Source organism: Citrobacter sp. BDA59-3, assembly GCF_015167655.1.
GTDB classification, from domain to species: domain Bacteria; phylum Pseudomonadota; class Gammaproteobacteria; order Enterobacterales; family Enterobacteriaceae; genus Phytobacter; species Phytobacter diazotrophicus.
Map to the genome: position 1 here is coordinate 51,044 of NZ_CP063427.1, position 15,704 is coordinate 66,747.

General features: G+C 52.7%; 21 protein-coding genes. 15 read left to right on the forward strand and 6 right to left on the reverse strand.

Annotated elements, in window-relative coordinates; translation table 11 throughout:
* The first annotated feature begins 44 nt into the window (after positions 1-44).
* Positions 45-881, forward strand: coding sequence for a formate dehydrogenase accessory sulfurtransferase FdhD (fdhD, locus tag IP582_RS00230; protein ID WP_193794774.1), 837 nt, complete (start codon positions 45-47; stop codon positions 879-881).
* Positions 882-1,010: 129 nt separating this feature from the next.
* Complete coding sequence (locus IP582_RS00235; RefSeq protein ID WP_039077357.1) at positions 1,011-1,223, forward strand: YdgH/BhsA/McbA-like domain containing protein; 213 nt, start codon at positions 1,011-1,013, stop codon at positions 1,221-1,223.
* Between the two features lie 50 nt (positions 1,224-1,273).
* Here the strand turns inward: IP582_RS00235 and IP582_RS00240 are convergent, their stop codons facing one another.
* Together IP582_RS00240 and IP582_RS00245 are read right to left on the reverse strand one after the other, a co-directional pair.
* Entirely contained in the window at positions 1,274-1,777 is a 504-nt protein-coding gene (locus IP582_RS00240) for a YgjV family protein (protein WP_193794775.1), read from the reverse strand.
* A 57-nt stretch (positions 1,778-1,834) separates the two neighbouring features.
* The gene (locus tag IP582_RS00245) at positions 1,835-2,356 is read right to left on the reverse strand and encodes a Crp/Fnr family transcriptional regulator (RefSeq protein ID WP_193794776.1); all 522 of its coding nucleotides are present in this window, start codon (positions 2,354-2,356) and stop codon (positions 1,835-1,837) included.
* A 141-nt stretch (positions 2,357-2,497) separates the two neighbouring features.
* Between IP582_RS00245 and IP582_RS00250 the strand changes: the two genes are divergently transcribed.
* From IP582_RS00250 to IP582_RS00285, 8 genes are all read left to right on the forward strand, one after another.
* Positions 2,498-2,710 carry a YdgH/BhsA/McbA-like domain containing protein gene (locus tag IP582_RS00250; protein WP_039077353.1) on the forward strand — a complete coding sequence of 71 codons (213 nt, stop codon included), beginning with the start codon at positions 2,498-2,500 and terminating at the stop codon, positions 2,708-2,710.
* A gap of 412 nt (positions 2,711-3,122) precedes the next feature.
* Entirely contained in the window at positions 3,123-4,103 is a 981-nt protein-coding gene (locus IP582_RS00255; RefSeq protein WP_193796159.1) for a 6-phosphofructokinase, read from the forward strand.
* Between the two features lie 10 nt (positions 4,104-4,113).
* Complete coding sequence (locus tag IP582_RS00260; RefSeq protein WP_193794777.1) at positions 4,114-4,428, forward strand: PTS sugar transporter subunit IIB; 315 nt, start codon at positions 4,114-4,116, stop codon at positions 4,426-4,428.
* Complete coding sequence (locus IP582_RS00265; RefSeq protein WP_071194781.1) at positions 4,421-5,788, forward strand: PTS sugar transporter subunit IIC; 1,368 nt, start codon at positions 4,421-4,423, stop codon at positions 5,786-5,788. Before IP582_RS00260 ends, IP582_RS00265 begins: the two co-directional genes overlap by 8 nt.
* Positions 5,775-6,617, forward strand: a complete 843-nt coding sequence (locus tag IP582_RS00270; RefSeq protein ID WP_039077349.1) for a class II fructose-bisphosphate aldolase — start codon at positions 5,775-5,777, stop codon at positions 6,615-6,617. Before IP582_RS00265 ends, IP582_RS00270 begins: the two co-directional genes overlap by 14 nt.
* A gap of 70 nt (positions 6,618-6,687) precedes the next feature.
* A complete protein-coding gene (locus IP582_RS00275; protein ID WP_193794778.1) occupies positions 6,688-6,957 on the forward strand; it encodes a hypothetical protein in 270 nt (89 codons plus the stop codon).
* 9 nt (positions 6,958-6,966) lie between these two features.
* Positions 6,967-7,404, forward strand: a complete 438-nt coding sequence (locus IP582_RS00280) for a PTS sugar transporter subunit IIA (protein ID WP_039077347.1) — start codon at positions 6,967-6,969, stop codon at positions 7,402-7,404.
* Positions 7,401-7,946, forward strand: coding sequence for an AAA family ATPase (locus IP582_RS00285; RefSeq protein ID WP_193794779.1), 546 nt, complete (start codon positions 7,401-7,403; stop codon positions 7,944-7,946). The genes IP582_RS00280 and IP582_RS00285 overlap by 4 nt, the downstream gene beginning before the upstream one ends.
* A 30-nt stretch (positions 7,947-7,976) precedes the next feature.
* Here IP582_RS00285 and IP582_RS00290 read toward each other — a convergent pair whose 3' ends face one another.
* Together IP582_RS00290 and IP582_RS00295 are read right to left on the reverse strand one after the other, a co-directional pair.
* Positions 7,977-8,300 (reverse strand): AzlD domain-containing protein, encoded by a 324-nt coding sequence (locus IP582_RS00290; RefSeq protein WP_079498435.1) that lies wholly within the window; start codon positions 8,298-8,300, stop codon positions 7,977-7,979.
* Positions 8,300-8,962, reverse strand: coding sequence for an AzlC family ABC transporter permease (locus IP582_RS00295; RefSeq protein WP_107223611.1), 663 nt, complete (start codon positions 8,960-8,962; stop codon positions 8,300-8,302). The genes IP582_RS00290 and IP582_RS00295 overlap by 1 nt, the downstream gene beginning before the upstream one ends.
* A 105-nt stretch (positions 8,963-9,067) precedes the next feature.
* On the opposite strand from IP582_RS00295, the gene IP582_RS00300 reads away from it, so the two are divergent.
* From IP582_RS00300 to IP582_RS00320, 5 genes are all read left to right on the forward strand, one after another.
* Positions 9,068-9,616, forward strand: a complete 549-nt coding sequence (locus IP582_RS00300; protein WP_039077336.1) for a helix-turn-helix domain-containing protein — start codon at positions 9,068-9,070, stop codon at positions 9,614-9,616.
* Positions 9,617-9,833: 217 nt separating this feature from the next.
* On the forward strand, positions 9,834-11,048 hold the full coding sequence (locus tag IP582_RS00305; RefSeq protein ID WP_193794780.1) for a PfkB family carbohydrate kinase: 1,215 nt from the start codon (positions 9,834-9,836) through the stop codon (positions 11,046-11,048).
* 14 nt (positions 11,049-11,062) lie between these two features.
* On the forward strand, positions 11,063-11,986 hold the full coding sequence (locus IP582_RS00310) for a dihydrodipicolinate synthase family protein (RefSeq protein WP_193794781.1): 924 nt from the start codon (positions 11,063-11,065) through the stop codon (positions 11,984-11,986).
* A gap of 15 nt (positions 11,987-12,001) precedes the next feature.
* A complete protein-coding gene (locus IP582_RS00315; RefSeq protein WP_125125592.1) occupies positions 12,002-12,493 on the forward strand; it encodes a YhcH/YjgK/YiaL family protein in 492 nt (163 codons plus the stop codon).
* On the forward strand, positions 12,490-13,764 hold the full coding sequence (locus IP582_RS00320) for an MFS transporter (RefSeq protein WP_193794782.1): 1,275 nt from the start codon (positions 12,490-12,492) through the stop codon (positions 13,762-13,764). Before IP582_RS00315 ends, IP582_RS00320 begins: the two co-directional genes overlap by 4 nt.
* A 146-nt stretch (positions 13,765-13,910) precedes the next feature.
* Here the strand turns inward: IP582_RS00320 and rhaM are convergent, their stop codons facing one another.
* Both rhaM and fucO read right to left on the reverse strand, forming a co-directional pair.
* Positions 13,911-14,225, reverse strand: coding sequence for an L-rhamnose mutarotase (gene rhaM / locus IP582_RS00325; protein ID WP_193794783.1), 315 nt, complete (start codon positions 14,223-14,225; stop codon positions 13,911-13,913).
* Positions 14,222-15,370 (reverse strand): lactaldehyde reductase, encoded by a 1,149-nt coding sequence (gene fucO, locus IP582_RS00330; RefSeq protein WP_193796160.1) that lies wholly within the window; start codon positions 15,368-15,370, stop codon positions 14,222-14,224. The genes rhaM and fucO overlap by 4 nt, the downstream gene beginning before the upstream one ends.
* Positions 15,371-15,704 lie beyond the last annotated feature (334 nt).

Here is a 15,704-nt window from a genome sequence, read left to right on the forward strand (position 1 = left end):
ATACCACATTGCGGTTACGCCTGTTTTAATTCGGTTAATACAACGTGAACAAAATCCATACTGAACAATACGAAGCTGCTACTCAGATCACAGGTTCCCGTCAGGTCGCACTCTGGAAGCGCGATGATCTGCAACATTCTCGTCCCGATGTGTTAGCGGAGGAAGTGCCCGTTGCGCTGGTTTATAACGGCATTTCTCATGTGGTGATGATGGCCTCCCCCAAAGACCTGGAGTGGTTTGCCGTCGGTTTTTCTCTCTCCGAAGGGATTATCGAAACCCGCCAGGAAATTTTTGGTATGGAGGTGGTGCCATCCTGCAATGGTCTGGAAGTGCAGATTGAGCTTTCCAGCCGTCGGTTTATGGGTCTAAAAGAGCGTCGTCGCGCGCTGGCCGGGCGGACAGGGTGTGGCGTGTGCGGCGTTGAGCAACTGAACGACATTGGCAAACCCGTCGCACCACTGCCGTTTACGCAGACATTTGAGCTGGCAAATTTGGACCAGGCGCTGGCGCATCTCACCGATTTTCAGCCGATTGGCAAACTTACGGGCTGTACCCATGCGGCCGCCTGGATGCTACCTTCCGGGCAACTTGTGGGTGGGCATGAGGACGTGGGGCGTCACGTGGCGCTGGATAAGCTGCTTGGTCATCGCGCCCATGAGGGGGCGTCCTGGCAGACGGGAGCGGCGCTGGTCTCCAGCCGCGCGAGCTATGAAATGGTGCAGAAATCCGCCATGTGCGGCGTGGAAATTCTGTTCGCCGTTTCCGCTGCGACCACGCTGGCCGTTGAGGTTGCTGAGCGCTGCAACCTGACGCTGGTGGGTTTTTGCAAGCCGGGCAGGGCAACGATTTATACCCATCCGCAGCGTTTGATTGCGGGTTAAGATATAAATCAGTTTTTTTGAATGTTGAGAGCAAATTCTTCCGCTTTTTGTTGATGAGGTTCAGGTCTAGTATTTATTTCATCGAGGCACAACGCCTCACCTCAACAAACATTCAGAAGGGTTTATATCATGAAAAGCATCAAAACTTTTGTCGCAGTTATCGCTCTGGCTTCTTCTTTCGGTTCATTCGCTGCACAGACAGTGACCGCAACCTCCTCCACAATGGACGGTGCAGAAGCGAAAATCGCCGCTCAGGCTCAGCAGGCTGGTGCCTCTTCTTACCATATCACCGAAGCTTTCACCGGTGACCGCGTGCACATGACCGCAGAACTGACCAAATAAGCGTAACACTGTCGAAAGAGCGCCTGCGGGCGCTTTTTTCGTTTCTGGTGTTACCCGCCCACCGCCACACCTCGCTTTAGCCGCCAGTACGAAACCAGCGTACTCAACATAAACGTGCCTTCCATGACTATCGCCATGGGTGAACCTGCCAGAACATTATTGATAAGCCAGCACAGGCTGCCGCCCAGGGTGATCAGCCGTAACCCCGCTGCCGTTGGCTGAAATGCGGCAATCGTCATGAGTAAACTGCCCGCTAGCGGGAAGACATCTGTCGGATGTTGCCAGGTCAGTTCGCTGCATAGCACCGACGCACAGAGAAATCCCCCTTTCACTCTTTGGCTTGTGGTGACGATTGCCAGCAGGTATCGGCTGGCGGCCAGCGCCATCAATCCACAGGCACTGTTTTCACCGAGCAGCCAAAAATGGAACGCCAGCAGGCTGGTAGAACAGGCGAGCGTCAGCAGAGAACGCTGTCGACGGATAAACTGAAAGGCCAGTAAATCGAGGCCAAACGACAGGCCCGCCAGGATCTGTGAGAGGAAAAATGGGGTCATCGCGTTGCCCGCAGAGAGAACGAGGGGGCAGCATAAGACGGGTGGGTGTGTCGGTCGTTAACCTTTGTTAAGGCGTGCGCGAATTCGCGACAAACTCACCGGGGAGATGCCAATGTAACTGGCGAGATCTTTTTGCGTGAGCTGTTGCTCCCAGTCCGGAAAATTGGCCTGCACGTATTGCCAGCGCTGTTCGGGATTATTGAGCAAAAACATCTGCTCTTTCTTTTCCTTGTAGATCACCTGTTGGCTGAGCAGAGCCAACCGTGCAGTAAGGTGTTCTGGTTTATCAAGCAGACGCAGCGGGATTTCACAAAGCCTGCCTGGGGTCAGCATTTGCAGGCTGTAATCCGCCACCGATCCGGTAAGCCAGCTCAGGTAGAGAAAACAGCATTCACCAGCGAAATAGAACTCTTTCACTTTTTCCTGGCCCTGTGCGGAGTGATATACCGCCCGTGCAGTCCCTTCCTGTAGCCAAAACAGACTGTGTTGTGGCTCCCCTTGCCGTTGCAGAGTCTCCATTGCTGACACGCTGCGCATGCGTCCAAATTGCTGCAAGGCGGTGAGCCAGTCTGTGGTCATTTTCGTCTCTCTTTTCATTTTCAGATAATTTGAAAGATAAATGCAAATCATTCCGCTGTCTGTTGATGGGGTTAAGGTCTATTATTTATTTCATCGAGGCGAAGCGCCTCATTACAACAAACATTCAGAAGGGTTTATATCATGAAAAGCATCAAAACTTTTGTCGCAGTTATCGCTCTGGCTTCTTCTTTCGGTTCTTTTGCTGCTCAGACAGTAACCGCAACTGACTCTACACTGTCTGGTGCAGAAGCGAAAATTGCCGCTCAGGCACAACAGGCTGGCGCCTCTTCATACCAGATTACCGAAGCTTTCAGCGGTAACCAGGTTCATATGACCGCTGAACTGACAAAATAAGTTTTCCGCATTGCCGCTGTCCCTGACTCTTCGGAGCGGGGACAGGTTATTTCCCCGCTGTTTTTGCTCTCCCTTTTCTGAATTCTCCTCCCGTATGCCTCTTTTACGTTAAAAAATGAGGTTGCAATCACAAAATTACCATCCTTCTAAAAGCCTTAATGGCAGTTTTATTTCTCCGAAATATTGCAAATCGCTTTCTTTTATAACTCAATGATTGGAAAGGAATTAATAAAAATACTGTGAGTTGAATCTCACTGTGTTTTTGTGATTAAAGTCGCAAATAAAAGCCATTTAACATATGTGTCAATGGTTGGTTGACGGAAAATTATCGATAAAATGTGACTTTCATTGCAAATATACCTCTTGAAGTCAGGGAAAAATATTCCTACGGGAAGCCAATGGGGAAATTGTGATGAGAATCGGTGTGGTCATTAGCGGTGGTGATGTATCGGGAATAAATAACTTTATTTTCCAAATCGCACGACTGATGCAGGCAGACATTACTCTGTTCAATGGCGGAATACCTGGTTTACTTGAAAAGAAGCATAACGAAATCGCCTGGCGCGATTTGGTGGATTTCTCTATTGCCTCTATTCCCATTATTACCTCTGGTCGTACAACCCGAAAATTAGTACGAAGCGAATATGAAATAATCGCAAAAAAATTAAGGTCGCTACGTATTGATGTACTGATTATGGCGGGCGGTGATGGATCGCTGCAATTTTTAAATACGCTGAGCGAATTTGATGTGAATTGCTTTGGTGTCGGCATGACAATTGATAACGATGTCTATGGCAGTGATTATTCCATTGGCTTTTCTACCGCCTGCGAACAAATTATTAAGGAAGTTTCCCGACTCAGGAATACCGGTCGGGCATTACCCGGTCGTGTCTTTATGGTAGAGGTCCTGGGAGGATACTGTGGGGAGCTGACGCTGCAATCAGCGATAAAAAGCAATGCGGATATTGCCCTTATACCGGAGTGCCAGATCCCAATTGATGAGTTATCTCAACGCATTACAGACCGGCTTGCCAGTCAGAACAGTGTCGTTATTTTATGTTCAGAAGGTTACACCAGAGAGTACACGCCGGGCTTTCAGGGGGCTATCGACACCATGATCAAGCAGCTTGAACCGCGAATTGGCGTGCGTATTCGTAAAACGATTATTGGTTATGGTTTACGTAACGGTGACCCTACCTGCGAGGAGATTTATCAGGGCACTATCATGGCCAGTGAAGTGGTTCGTTGTATTCAATCTGGTATGAAGAATAAAGCCATTATTATCAATTCGAGTAATAAACCTATCCCTATTGATCTTATTAGTATGAAAAAACGTCTGGTAGACACAGAAGGACATCATTACAAACTGGCCAAACAACTCAATATTATTTGAGGAGATTTACATGCTTAAAGTTCTTTGCGTATGTGGCTGCGGCCTCGGTTCCAGCTTTGCGATCGAAATGAGCGCGAAAGCGGTGCTGAAAAAATTAGAAATTCCGGCAAAAGTTGAACACACAACCGTTTCTGAAGCTGGTGCATTTAAGTCCGACATGATTTTGACGCAAAAAGTCTTTGCCGACATTTTAACGGCGGATGCCAGTGAAGAAGAAATCAGCCGTGTCGTTGTGCTTAATAAATTGACCGATAAAGAGGAAATCGAGCAGAAGATTATCACATTCTTAAAAATGCATAACATGAAGGTAACTGACCATGAATAGCTTCATTGAGTTTATCGTCAAAGATCTACTCGGGCAGGCGTCAATATTAATTGCCTTTATCGCCATGCTTGGTTTGATCTTACAAAAGAAATCACCGGGAAAAATTGCCGAAGGGACATTTAAAACGCTGCTCGGTTTCTTAATCATGATGGCCGGTATCAATATCATCGTCGCCACATTGACCTTCCTGAACGATATTTTCACCCACGGTTTTGGGATGAAAGGCTACATCACCGATGTGGCGGCCATCGCCGGGCTGGCGAACCGCGAACTGGGTTCAGAAGTGGCGCTGACGCTGATGGTCATTTTCGCAGTCAATATCATCATTGCCCGCCTGACACCGCTAAAATACATCTTCCTCACCGGACAAGCATTGCTATGGATGGCAACCATCGGGGCGGTTATTGGCTATAAAGCCGGTCTGACCGGGCTGCCGCTTATCCTCACGGGCGGTATTTTTGGCGGCGCGATGGCGGTACTGATGCCTGCGCTGGCACAACCGGTGGTCAGACGCATTACCGGTTCTGATGATGTGGCGCTGGGGCACTTCTGTACCATCGGCTACCTGGTGCAGGCCGCAGTGGCGAAAGTGGTCGGTAAAGGTTCCCGCTCAACGGAAGATCTGCAACTGCCGGATAACTTTAAATTCCTGCAGGATACCTACCTGGCCATGGCGGTGGTGATGGTACCGATGTACCTCATCCCGGCCGTGGCCGCGGGGCCGGAATACATCTCTCAGTTCTCCCATGGCGTGAACTTCCTGATGTACGCCTTCATGCAATCCATCCAGTTTGTGGCCGGGGTATTCGTTCTTTACAGCGGTGTTCGTCTGCTGTTGAACGAACTGGTGCCCGCTTTCCGTGGTATCGCCATGCGCATCGTCCCGGACGCCAAACCGGCGCTCGATTGCCCGGTGCTGTTTCCCTACGCCCCGAACGCGGTCATTGTCGGCTTCCTGGCCACCACCGTCGGTTCGATTATTGGCATGTTGGTCTTTCCGATGTTTGGTCTGGCGATGATTCTGCCAGGACTGCTGACCAACTTCTTTGCGGGCGGCACGGCGGGCGTCTTTGGTAACGCACTGGGTGGCCGTCGTGGCGCGGTTATCGGCGGCGTTGTCCACGGTCTGTTTATTACCTTCCTGCCCGCCATCCTGGTGCCAATGCTGGAAAGTTACGGTTTCACCGGGGTGACGTTCAGTGACTCTGATGTCATCAGCTCTGGTCTGGTGCTGGGGCATGCCTTCCAGAATAACTGGCTGTTTGTCGGTCTGTTTATTGTCTTTGTCGCGTTCCTTGCCTGGTTCGTTAATGGCAACTCAGCTAAACCAAAAGGAGAGAAAGTCCATGAGTCTGCATAATTTCACTGCGTTGTTAGAAATTGCCAAAGCACGTCAATTTAAAGCTGTCGGTTCCTTTAATTTACACTGTCTGGAAATGTTGCCTGCTTTTTTTAAAGCGGCAAAGCAAACAAACAGCCCGTTAATGATTCAGATATCAACCGGAACGGCGCAATATCTGGGATATCAATTACTGGTTGATTCCGTGCGCTCATTATCAGCAAGTGAAAATGTGCCTACCTGTTTGCACCTGGATCACTGTTCGGATATTAACGCGATTCAAACGGCGATTGATGCCGGATTCAGTTCAATAATGTATGACGGTTCGCATCTGGATATTGATGAGAATATTGCCAGGACCCGTATTGTGGTGGAGATGGCGCGACCACGTGATATTTCGGTCGAAGCCGAATTAGGCGCAATTGGCGGTTCGGAAGACGGTAAAGCCGTTGCCGAAGAGGATATCTGCTTCACCACCGTGGAAGACGCGAAGCGTTTTGTCGAGGAAACCCACGTGGACATGCTGGCGGTTTCGGTCGGCACGGTGCATGGGCTATATACCGGTAAGGCGCAGATCCAGCATCAGCGTTTGCAGGAGATAAGCGCCGCCACAGGGACGCCGCTGGTGCTGCATGGCGGGACCGGTGTGAGCGACGAGGATATGCGCAAAGCTGTAACCGAAGGGATCAATAAAGTGAATGTCGGCACGGAGATGAATGTGCAGTGGGTTGGCCAGTGCAAATCGACCTTTGAGAAAGGAAAGGTAAATGACAGCGTGCGGAAGTTTTTGATTCCGGCAAACGACGCCGTCACCCAGGTGCTGGTCGAGAAAATGAATTTATTTAAATAATCCTCCATCACCACGTTTATTTTATTCCATAACCCTGGTGCTCCGGCACACGTCGGGGCGGGAGTGAGCCATGTTTGAATTATTGAAGTCGTTGTGGAAAAAAGATGATACGACGCTGGAAGAATATGACAAGCAGGCACAATTGCTGGCTGTCGATATAAAATCACTCGAAGGTAATCTGGCGGAGGATCCGCGAAATAGCGATGTCCAAAAACAATTAATGCTGCTATATAACCGGGCATTAAATGTCTTTGTTAAAAGTAAACAATATCGCCATGAAGTGGATTCTCTCTTTATTCGTATCGACGAGTTGCGCAATATTATTCGGCGTAATATTTAGGGAGAACAGATGACAATTAAAGATCTTCTTATCGAGGCAGATGCGATTCAGGTTGGCGTAACGGAAAAAGACTGGCGGCAGGTGATTCGGCTTGCTGCCCGCCCGCTGATTGACGGGGGTTATCTGGAGGCACGCTATGGCGAGGCAGTGATCGACAGCACGCTGGAGCATGGCGCGTACTATGTCTTTGATGAGGGCATCGCCATGCCGCATGCACGCCCGGAATGCGGGGTAAAGCGTGACTGCTTTAGCCTGGTATTGTTGCAGGAACCGATTCGCTTTGGCGAAAGTGAAGCGGCGGATATTGTTATTATGTTCGGGGCGCGCGACAGCAATGCGCACATCGAAGAAGGTATTCGCGCCATTGTGCATCTGCTGGACAGTGATGACACGATGGCGGCGCTCCGGGCGGCACGGACAAGGGAGGAGGTGGTAGCGCTGCTATGACTACGCAAATAAAAACGGTCGTACTGGTCAACGGTGTACCGGCATCGGGCAAAACCACGGTAACACGTCAGTTGTCGGAACGGTTTTCGCTGCCGGTTCTGACCATCGATGGCATCAAAGAGCCATTTATGGCGCAGTTTAGTGAAATAGACCGGGCGTTTAACCGCAAGCTGGGCTGCGCGGCCTATGACGTTATCTGGTCAATTATTCGTAATGCGCCAGCAGGCTGCCCGTTTCTTGTCGACGCCTGGTTTGGTTTTCAGCCGAAGGAGAAGCTGGTTGAGTATCTGGAGAAGGCCGGGGTGACACGGATCCTCGAAGTCTGGAATGCGGTCGCCCCTGACGTGGCCGTCGCGCGTTATGCACAGCGTCTTGGCGAGCGTCGGGTTGGTCATCCTGGCGAAGAGTACCTGCCGGAGCTGGCGGTACTGGCCGCCAAAGCCGAACCGATGGCGCTCGGTCCGGTGTTTCGCTTTGAACAGGGAAGTGAAGAGGGGTATGCCCGTCTGTTTGCCTGGATGGGCGAGCATTTGCGGGCCTGAATCAATACGGTATAGCGCCTGCGGGCGCTTTTATGCCACTCCTGCCAGGCGCAACAGCGCGGTGACCACGGCGGCAGAGAGGATTACCACGATAAGCGGCATTTTGCGCCAGGCGAGAAACAGGGCAAACATCACTCCCAGCACGCGGGCCATACCGGCGAAATGTTCGCCTTCATACAGCGTTGCCGCCAGCGCCACGGCGAACAGTAACGTGGTCGCCGCATCGGATAACAGTGCCTGGGCGCGTTCTGACAGCGCCAGTTTATTGCCAAGCCGGGCGCCGCCAAAACGCATCAGGTAAGTACCCACCGACAGCACCGCAATACCGATAATGACCAGCATGGTATTCGCCATTATTTCTTCCTCGTCAGCAGGCCAAATAAAGAAAACAGTACCGGCAAGCCCACGGGGGCAAAAGGCACGGCGGCAAGGGAGAGAACGGCTCCGCTGGCAGCGCGAATCAGTGTGGTTTTCTTTTTCAGTGCGGGCAGCACCAGCGCCAGCAGAATAGCCGGGAAGACCGCATCCAGCCCGATGGTTTCCGGGGCGGGTAGCAGTTTCCCAACCCCTGCGCCAACAATAACGCCAAGCGGCCAAAGCAGGGCGACGCCCGTCCCGCACAGCCAGTAGGCGGCTTTACGCTGTTCCGGCGTCGGTTGCGCCAGGCCAAACACGACACTTTCATCATTCATAATGTGACAGCCGAAGAAAGCCTTCGCCCGCGTGCCCACCAGGTCGCGCACCGTGACGCCAAAGGGAAGATGGCGGGCATTCACCAGCAACCCGGCAAGCGCCGCCGCCAGCGGATTGCCGCCGCTGGCGACAATGCCGATAAACATGAATTCGGAGGCGCCAGCCAAAACCAGCGTGGAAAGGGCAAGGGGAACCCACAGCGGGAAACCGTAAGCCATCGCCAGTGAACCGTAGGAGATGCCGACCACGCCAACCGCCAGACAGACCAGCAAAATGGCTCTGATCGTATCACCTGTAAGATTTGAGAAGTTGTGTTTGAACATACAATTTTTTGGCTATATCGAACGAATATTCATTATAATGAACACATCGGGTTCGTTTTTCAAGAAGAACGATTCGTTCATTTTATAGAACACTGGAGCCGTGTAATGACACAGCCTATTAGCGTGATCGCCAAAAGTCTGGTGCGAGAACGCCTGCGAACCGGACTTTCACTGGCGGAAATTGCCCGCCGTGCCGGAATTGCCAAATCCACACTTTCCCAGCTTGAGGCCGGCAACGGCAACCCGAGTATTGAGACCCTGTGGTCTCTGTGCGTGGCGCTGGATATCCCCTTTGCCCGTCTTCTGGAGCCGCAGGCCGCCAAAACACAGGTCATTCGCCGTGGCGAGGGGACGAAAGTGGTCGCCGAACTGGCGCATTACCAGGCGACACTGCTTGCAACCTGCCCGCCGGGCGCGCGACGCGATATCTATTTTCTTGATACTCAACCCGGTGCTGACCGTATTTCGCAGCCGCATCCGCCCGGTTCAGTTGAGCACATTATCGTGACCCGTGGCCGGGCGATGGTGGGGCTGACGGAAGCGCCAGAAGAATTAAGTGAAGGCGACTACATCTGTTACCCGGCGGATCTGCCACATATTTTTAAGGCGCTGGAGCCGGATACCCAGGCTATTCTGGTGGCGGAACAAAATTAAGTTATCCCTGCGTGTTTTGCTGACACGCAGGTCATTTATCGCCTGCTTCTCTCTAATTCACCCTCATTAATAGTACGAATAACGCCTGAAAATACAGCTTTCCGCTTTTTATCCTGCCATTTTTGTTTGGTTCCGTTTTGCCTGGAAACATGAGATTGATGTCACTCTTCAAACGGTATGCGGTTCGTATACTTCTATTGTGATTTCGGGGTTTATTATGTTTCTTGAAGAACGAAGACATCGTATCTGGCAATATTTGAATGAAAATGAACGTGGGAATGTTAATTATTTTTCCACGCTTTATGGCGTGTCTAAAGAAACGATACGCAGTGATTTAAATATTTTAGCAGAAATGGGACTGGTGAAACGGTGCCACGGCGGGGCAATTATTTTGCGGCGAAGTTTGCAGGCAGAATTGATCTCCGAGACAGGGCCGGGATTTGAAGTTTTACTCCAGAAAATAGACCACCGTAAACCGCAGAACGATCATCAACAAAAAGGAAAAACCATGCAGGGTAAGGTCTGTGTTTTCGGTTCATTTAATGTCGATATTGTTGCGCGAGTGGAGCGCTTCCCACGCGGTGGCGAATCCTTGCTGGCCCTGGCCAGCAGCCTGGGGCCGGGCGGTAAAGGCGCCAATCAGGCCACGGCGGCAAGTAAGGCCGGGGCAAAAGTGCATTTTGCGGCGAAAGTGGGTAAAGACCAGTTTAGCCAACTTGCTGCCGACCATTTAAATGCGTCCGAAATTCACTCTTATACCTTGTATCAATCCGACAGTGAGCCTACCGGTAATGCAATTATTTATGTCTCGCAGGAAAATGGCGAGAATATGATAGCCATTTATTCGGGCGCCAATAAAACCATTACGCACAGTGAAGTTCAGGCTATTTCTTCTGAATTATCTTCATCGGATGTACTGTTGGTGCAACTGGAAAATAACCTTGATGCTACTGTGGCATTAATTCAAATTGCCCATGAGCTTGGTAAGACAGTCATTCTTAATCCGGCCCCGTGCTCTGATGAGATAATTTCATGCTTGCCGTTTGTTGATGTAATTACTCCTAATGAAACCGAGGCGTCTTTATTATCCGGCGTTGAGGTTCGAGATATCGATACCGCAAAAGAAGCGGCATTAATTATTGCCGGAATGGGGGTAAAAAAAGTCCTCATTACGATGGGATCACGCGGCGCATTGTTACTGGATAACAAACAATTTAGCCATATTCGCGCTTTCCCTGCCGTCACTGTCGATACTACTGGTGCCGGCGATGCGTTTAATGGCGCGCTGGCAGCCTCACTTGCCGCCGGGAACAGTCTGGTTCAGGCCGCGACCTGGGCCTCTGCATTTGCCTCTCTCGCCGTTGAGCTGGAGGGCGCATCCAATATGCCTGACTTCGAACAGGCAACAACACGACTCCGTACTCACAACTAATTCAGGACGAGAAAATGAAAACCATTAACGGTATTGTTCCGGTCATGTTGACCCCTTTCACGGCCGATGAGCAGATTGACTACCCGGCGCTGGCGAAACTGATCGACTGGTATCTGGAGAAAGGCGTCGACGCGCTGTTTGCCGTTTGCCAGTCCAGCGAAATGCAGTTCCTTTCCTTGCAAGAGCGTGTAGAGCTCGCCCGCTTTGTGGTGCAGCACGTTAATGGACGTATTCCGGTGATCGCCTCCGGCCATATCAGCGATGATATCGCCGCGCAAAAAGAAGAGTTGCTGGCGATGGCGCAGACCAACATTGATGCGCTGGTACTGGTCACTAACCATCTTGATCCGCGCAACGAGGGGAGCGAGACCTTTTTTGCCACCCTGAATACGCTGCTCGACGCCCTGCCAAAAGAACTGCCGCTGGGGCTTTATGAATGCCCGGCGCCGTATCGTCGTCTGCTGACGGATGATGAATTTAGCTGGTGCGCCAACAGTGGTCGTTTTGTGGTGCTGAAAGATGTGAGCTGCGATCTGCCGACCGTCGAACGCCGCGTCAAACTGGCGCAGGGCACCCCGCTGAATGTTATCAATGCCAATGCCGCCATCGCCTGGCCTGCCATTCTGGCGGGTTCGCAGGGGTTCAGCGGTGTGTTCACTAACTTCCATCCGGAACTGTATAGCTGGCTGTGGCATAACGGCAAAACGCAGCGCGCACTTGCCGACGAACTGGCGATTTTCCTCTCGCTGGGCGCCGTAACCGAGACCCTTGGCTACCCCAAAAACGCCAAAATCTATCATCAGCGTCTGGGGACGTTTGACGATGTGACCTGCCGGGTCAACAAAGATGATGTGCTGGCGAAATTCTGGGGGCTGACGGTGATCCTCGATCAAATCCGTGCAGGCACTGAGCTTTGGCAGACGCGCCTTGCGCGCTAATGCGGAGAGACTGTCATGATTGTGACCAGCCTTCAGACCTGGCCTGCTCAGGCCAGTGCATATCATCCGGTCTTTCGCCGGGCGCTGGAATTTATTGCGCAGCACGATTTTCGGCATGAGAAGCCGGGGAAAATCGACATTATTCCGGGAAAACTTTTCTGCCTGTTGCAGGAGATGGACAGCGTGCCATTCAGCGATGCGCGTCCGGAATCACACCGCCAGTTTATCGATATTCAGTACCTCATTTCCGGCCATGAAGTGATGGGGGTGAGCTCGGTAAGTAGCGGTAAACATAGCGTCGTGGAAGACCGTACGCCTGAACAGGACATTCTGTTCTGGCAGGTTAATGAGGATGAAAACCCGGTGACGCTGACCCCGGGTATGTTTGCCATTTTTTTCCCTGATGACATCCATCGCCCGTGCGCCCACCAGCCTGGCGATGCGCCATGCCATCTGCGTAAAGCGGTTATCAAAATTCACCGTGAACTTCTGGAGGAAACGGTATGAGTACTGTGCAATCTCCCGCTGAATCCGTTGTTAAGGCACCTGAACTTTCGCGTCGCCGCTGGGGCATCATCTTTATTCTGTTGCTGGCGGCGGTGGTTAACTATCTGGATCGCGCCAACCTCAGTATCGCCAACACGACGATTTCACAAGAGTTTGGTTTTTCTGCGACCCAAATGGGACTGCTGCTCTCTGCGTTTTTGTGGCCATACGCGCTGGCGAACCTGCCTGCCGGTTGGCTGGTTGACCGCTTTGGTCCGAAAAAGATGTTTACCGGCGCGCTGGGGATGTGGTCGGCAGTGACCTTCCTGATGGGGTTTGTTAATACTTACAGCTTCTTCTATGGCCTGCGTATGCTGCTGGGAATTGCGGAATCACCGTTCTTCACCTCCGGCATTAAAATTACCCAGAGCTGGTTCTCGGAAAAAGAGCGTGGTCTGCCTACCTCTATCATCAACACCGGTTCGCAAATTGCGAATGCGATTGCGCCGCCGCTGCTGACCATACTGCTGCTGTGGGTGGGCTGGCGAGGCATGTTTATTGCCGTAGGGCTGTTAGGTCTGCCGTTGATTCTGGCCTGGCTGAAATTTTATCGCGATCCTGATGCGCGTGAAGCGATGCAGATCCACACCGGCCAGGTGACTACCGCCGCATCGGACGAACCAAAAGGGAACTGGGGTACGTTATTTCGCAACAAGACGACCTGGTGCATGATTGCCGGTAACTTCTGCATTATGTTCACCATTTGGGTCTACCTGACCTGGTTGCCGGGATACCTGGAAAAATCCCTTGGCTTTAGCCTGAAACAAACTGGTCTGATCGCCTCGGTGCCTTTCTTCGCCGGGATTCTCGGGGTGTTATGTGGCGGTACGTTGTCTGACCGCCTGGTGCGCAGAGGCGTTTCTGCGGTGACGGCGCGTAAGGTTCCGATCGTATTAGGGGCCGGGATGGCGGCCTGCTTCGTGATGCCGATTCCGTTCGTGAGCGATACCACAACCGCGATTACATTGCTGACGCTGGGCTATTTCTGTTCACAGATGCCTTCCGGTGTTATCTGGACGCTGGCGACAGATATGGCGCCGAAAGGGCAGGTGGCTTCGTTAGGGGCTATTCAGAACTTTGGTGGTTTCCTCGGAGCCGCGCTGGCACCGATCGTCACCGGTATCATTCTGGATATGACCGGTCAGTTCACCAATGTCTTTATTCTTGGCGGTTGTCTGTTGTTTATGGGCGCCTGTTTTTACGGCTTCTTTGTGCGTAAACCGATTCGTTAATCACAGTTGATACCGTAAAAATAAGAAGCCCGACGGACAGCCGCCGGGCTTTTTTTATTCGCCTGACCCTTCCTGAACGCGTTTGCCGGCGGCCTACAAAACGACGGTTTCGCATAATAGCTCCCCCTGCGGGGAGCTATCACGTTTTACGCCAGGTAAAACACCTCTTTCAGCTCTGCGCTTACAGGGCTGTTGTCCGGGTTGGAGGGCATCACATCGCGCATGTGCTTCCACCAGCGCTGGCACACCTCGGTGTTGGCCACCGCGTTCCAGCGCTCTTCGGACTCAATTTCTACCGTCGCGAACAACAAGTTACGTTCTTTATCGAGATAAATCGCGTAATGGTGCGCGCCATGCGCTTTCAGCACCGCCTCCAGCTCGGGCCAGATAGGGTTATGGCGACGTTGATACTCTTCGTGTGCATCGGGGTTAACCTGCATCACAAAGGCCTTGCGGATCATAATGCCTCCAGGTAGAGCTCGCGGACTTCGTCGCGGCTTGCGGTGCGTGGGTTGCACGGCGCGCAGGGGTCTGCCAGCGCTTTGTCCAGCCAGCCTTCGATATCCTCTTTGGTGACGCCCAGTTTACTGAAACCAGACGGAATACCCACGCGCGCGCTGAGATCGCGAATCGCCTGAATCGCCGCCATGCTCGCCGCTTCGTCGCTCATGCCACGGGTATCAACCCCCATCGCCTGCGCGACGCGCGCGAAACGTGCCACGGCATTCGGGCGGTTAAAGTTTTCGATGATCGGCAGCAGGATGGCGTTACAGACGCCGTGCGGCAGGTTGTGAGTTGCACCCGGCTGGTGGGCGAGGGCATGCACCAGGCCAAGACCGGCACTGTTAAATGCCATCCCCGCCAGATACTGGCCAAAGGCCATTTGTTCGCGTGCTTCCAGGTTGTGGCCATCATCGACGGCTTTCGGTAGCCACAGGTTGATCAGGCGAATGGCTTCCAGCGCATTGGCGTCGGTCAGTGGATGTGCGCCAATGGAGACAAAGGCTTCGACCGCGTGGGTCAGGGCGTCCATACCGGTTGCGGCAGAGACAGAGGCCGGGATTTCCAGCATCACGCTGGCATCGTCCACGGCAATATCCGGGATGATATTCGGGTCGATGATGACCTCTTTCACCTGACGGGCGGAATCGATGATAACCGCGTTGCTGGTCATCTCAGCGGCGGTTCCGGCGGTGGTGTTGATGGCAACCAGAGGGACGCCCGCGTTTTTTACTTTGCCCACGCCGGAATAGGCGGTGGACGGGCCTGGGTTGGCGGTGAGGATTTTCACGGCTTTCGCGGTGTCGATCGGGCTACCGCCGCCGAAGGCGATAACGTAATCGCAGCCCGCGGCTTTGTACGCCGCATAGCCTTTTTGCACCAGCTCTTCGGTCGGGTTCGGGAAAACCTCATCGAACAGGTGATACGCCATCTGGTGCGCTTTCAGCGCCGCAAACAGGCTATCGAGCAGGCCGAGTTTGACCAGTTGCCCGTCAGTGACAATCAGCGCTTTACCCCACTGTTTGCCTGCGATCAGGTTGACCATATCGCCGATTGCGCCTGCGCCATGCAGGCTGATTTTGGGAAGGGCTAACATAAAGCTCATCATATTCTCCTTAACATTGATTTTGGGAAATCCTGTTCCCCTCACCCTAACCCTCTCCCCAAAGGGGCGAGGGGACTGTCCGGTGCGGCCCAGTGCACGGGAGCCAAACAACAGCTCAGCGCGGTTTTCACCCTCTCCCCAAAGGGGCGAGGGGACCGTCCGGTGCGGTCCAGTGCGCGGGAGCCAAACAACGGCTCAGCGCGTTTTTCACCCTCTCCCCAAAGGGGCGAGGGGACTGTCCGGTGCGGCCCAGTGCACGGGAGCTAAACAACGGCTCAGCGCGGTTTTCACCCTCTCCCCAAAGGGGCGAGGGGACTGTCCGGTGCGGCCCAGT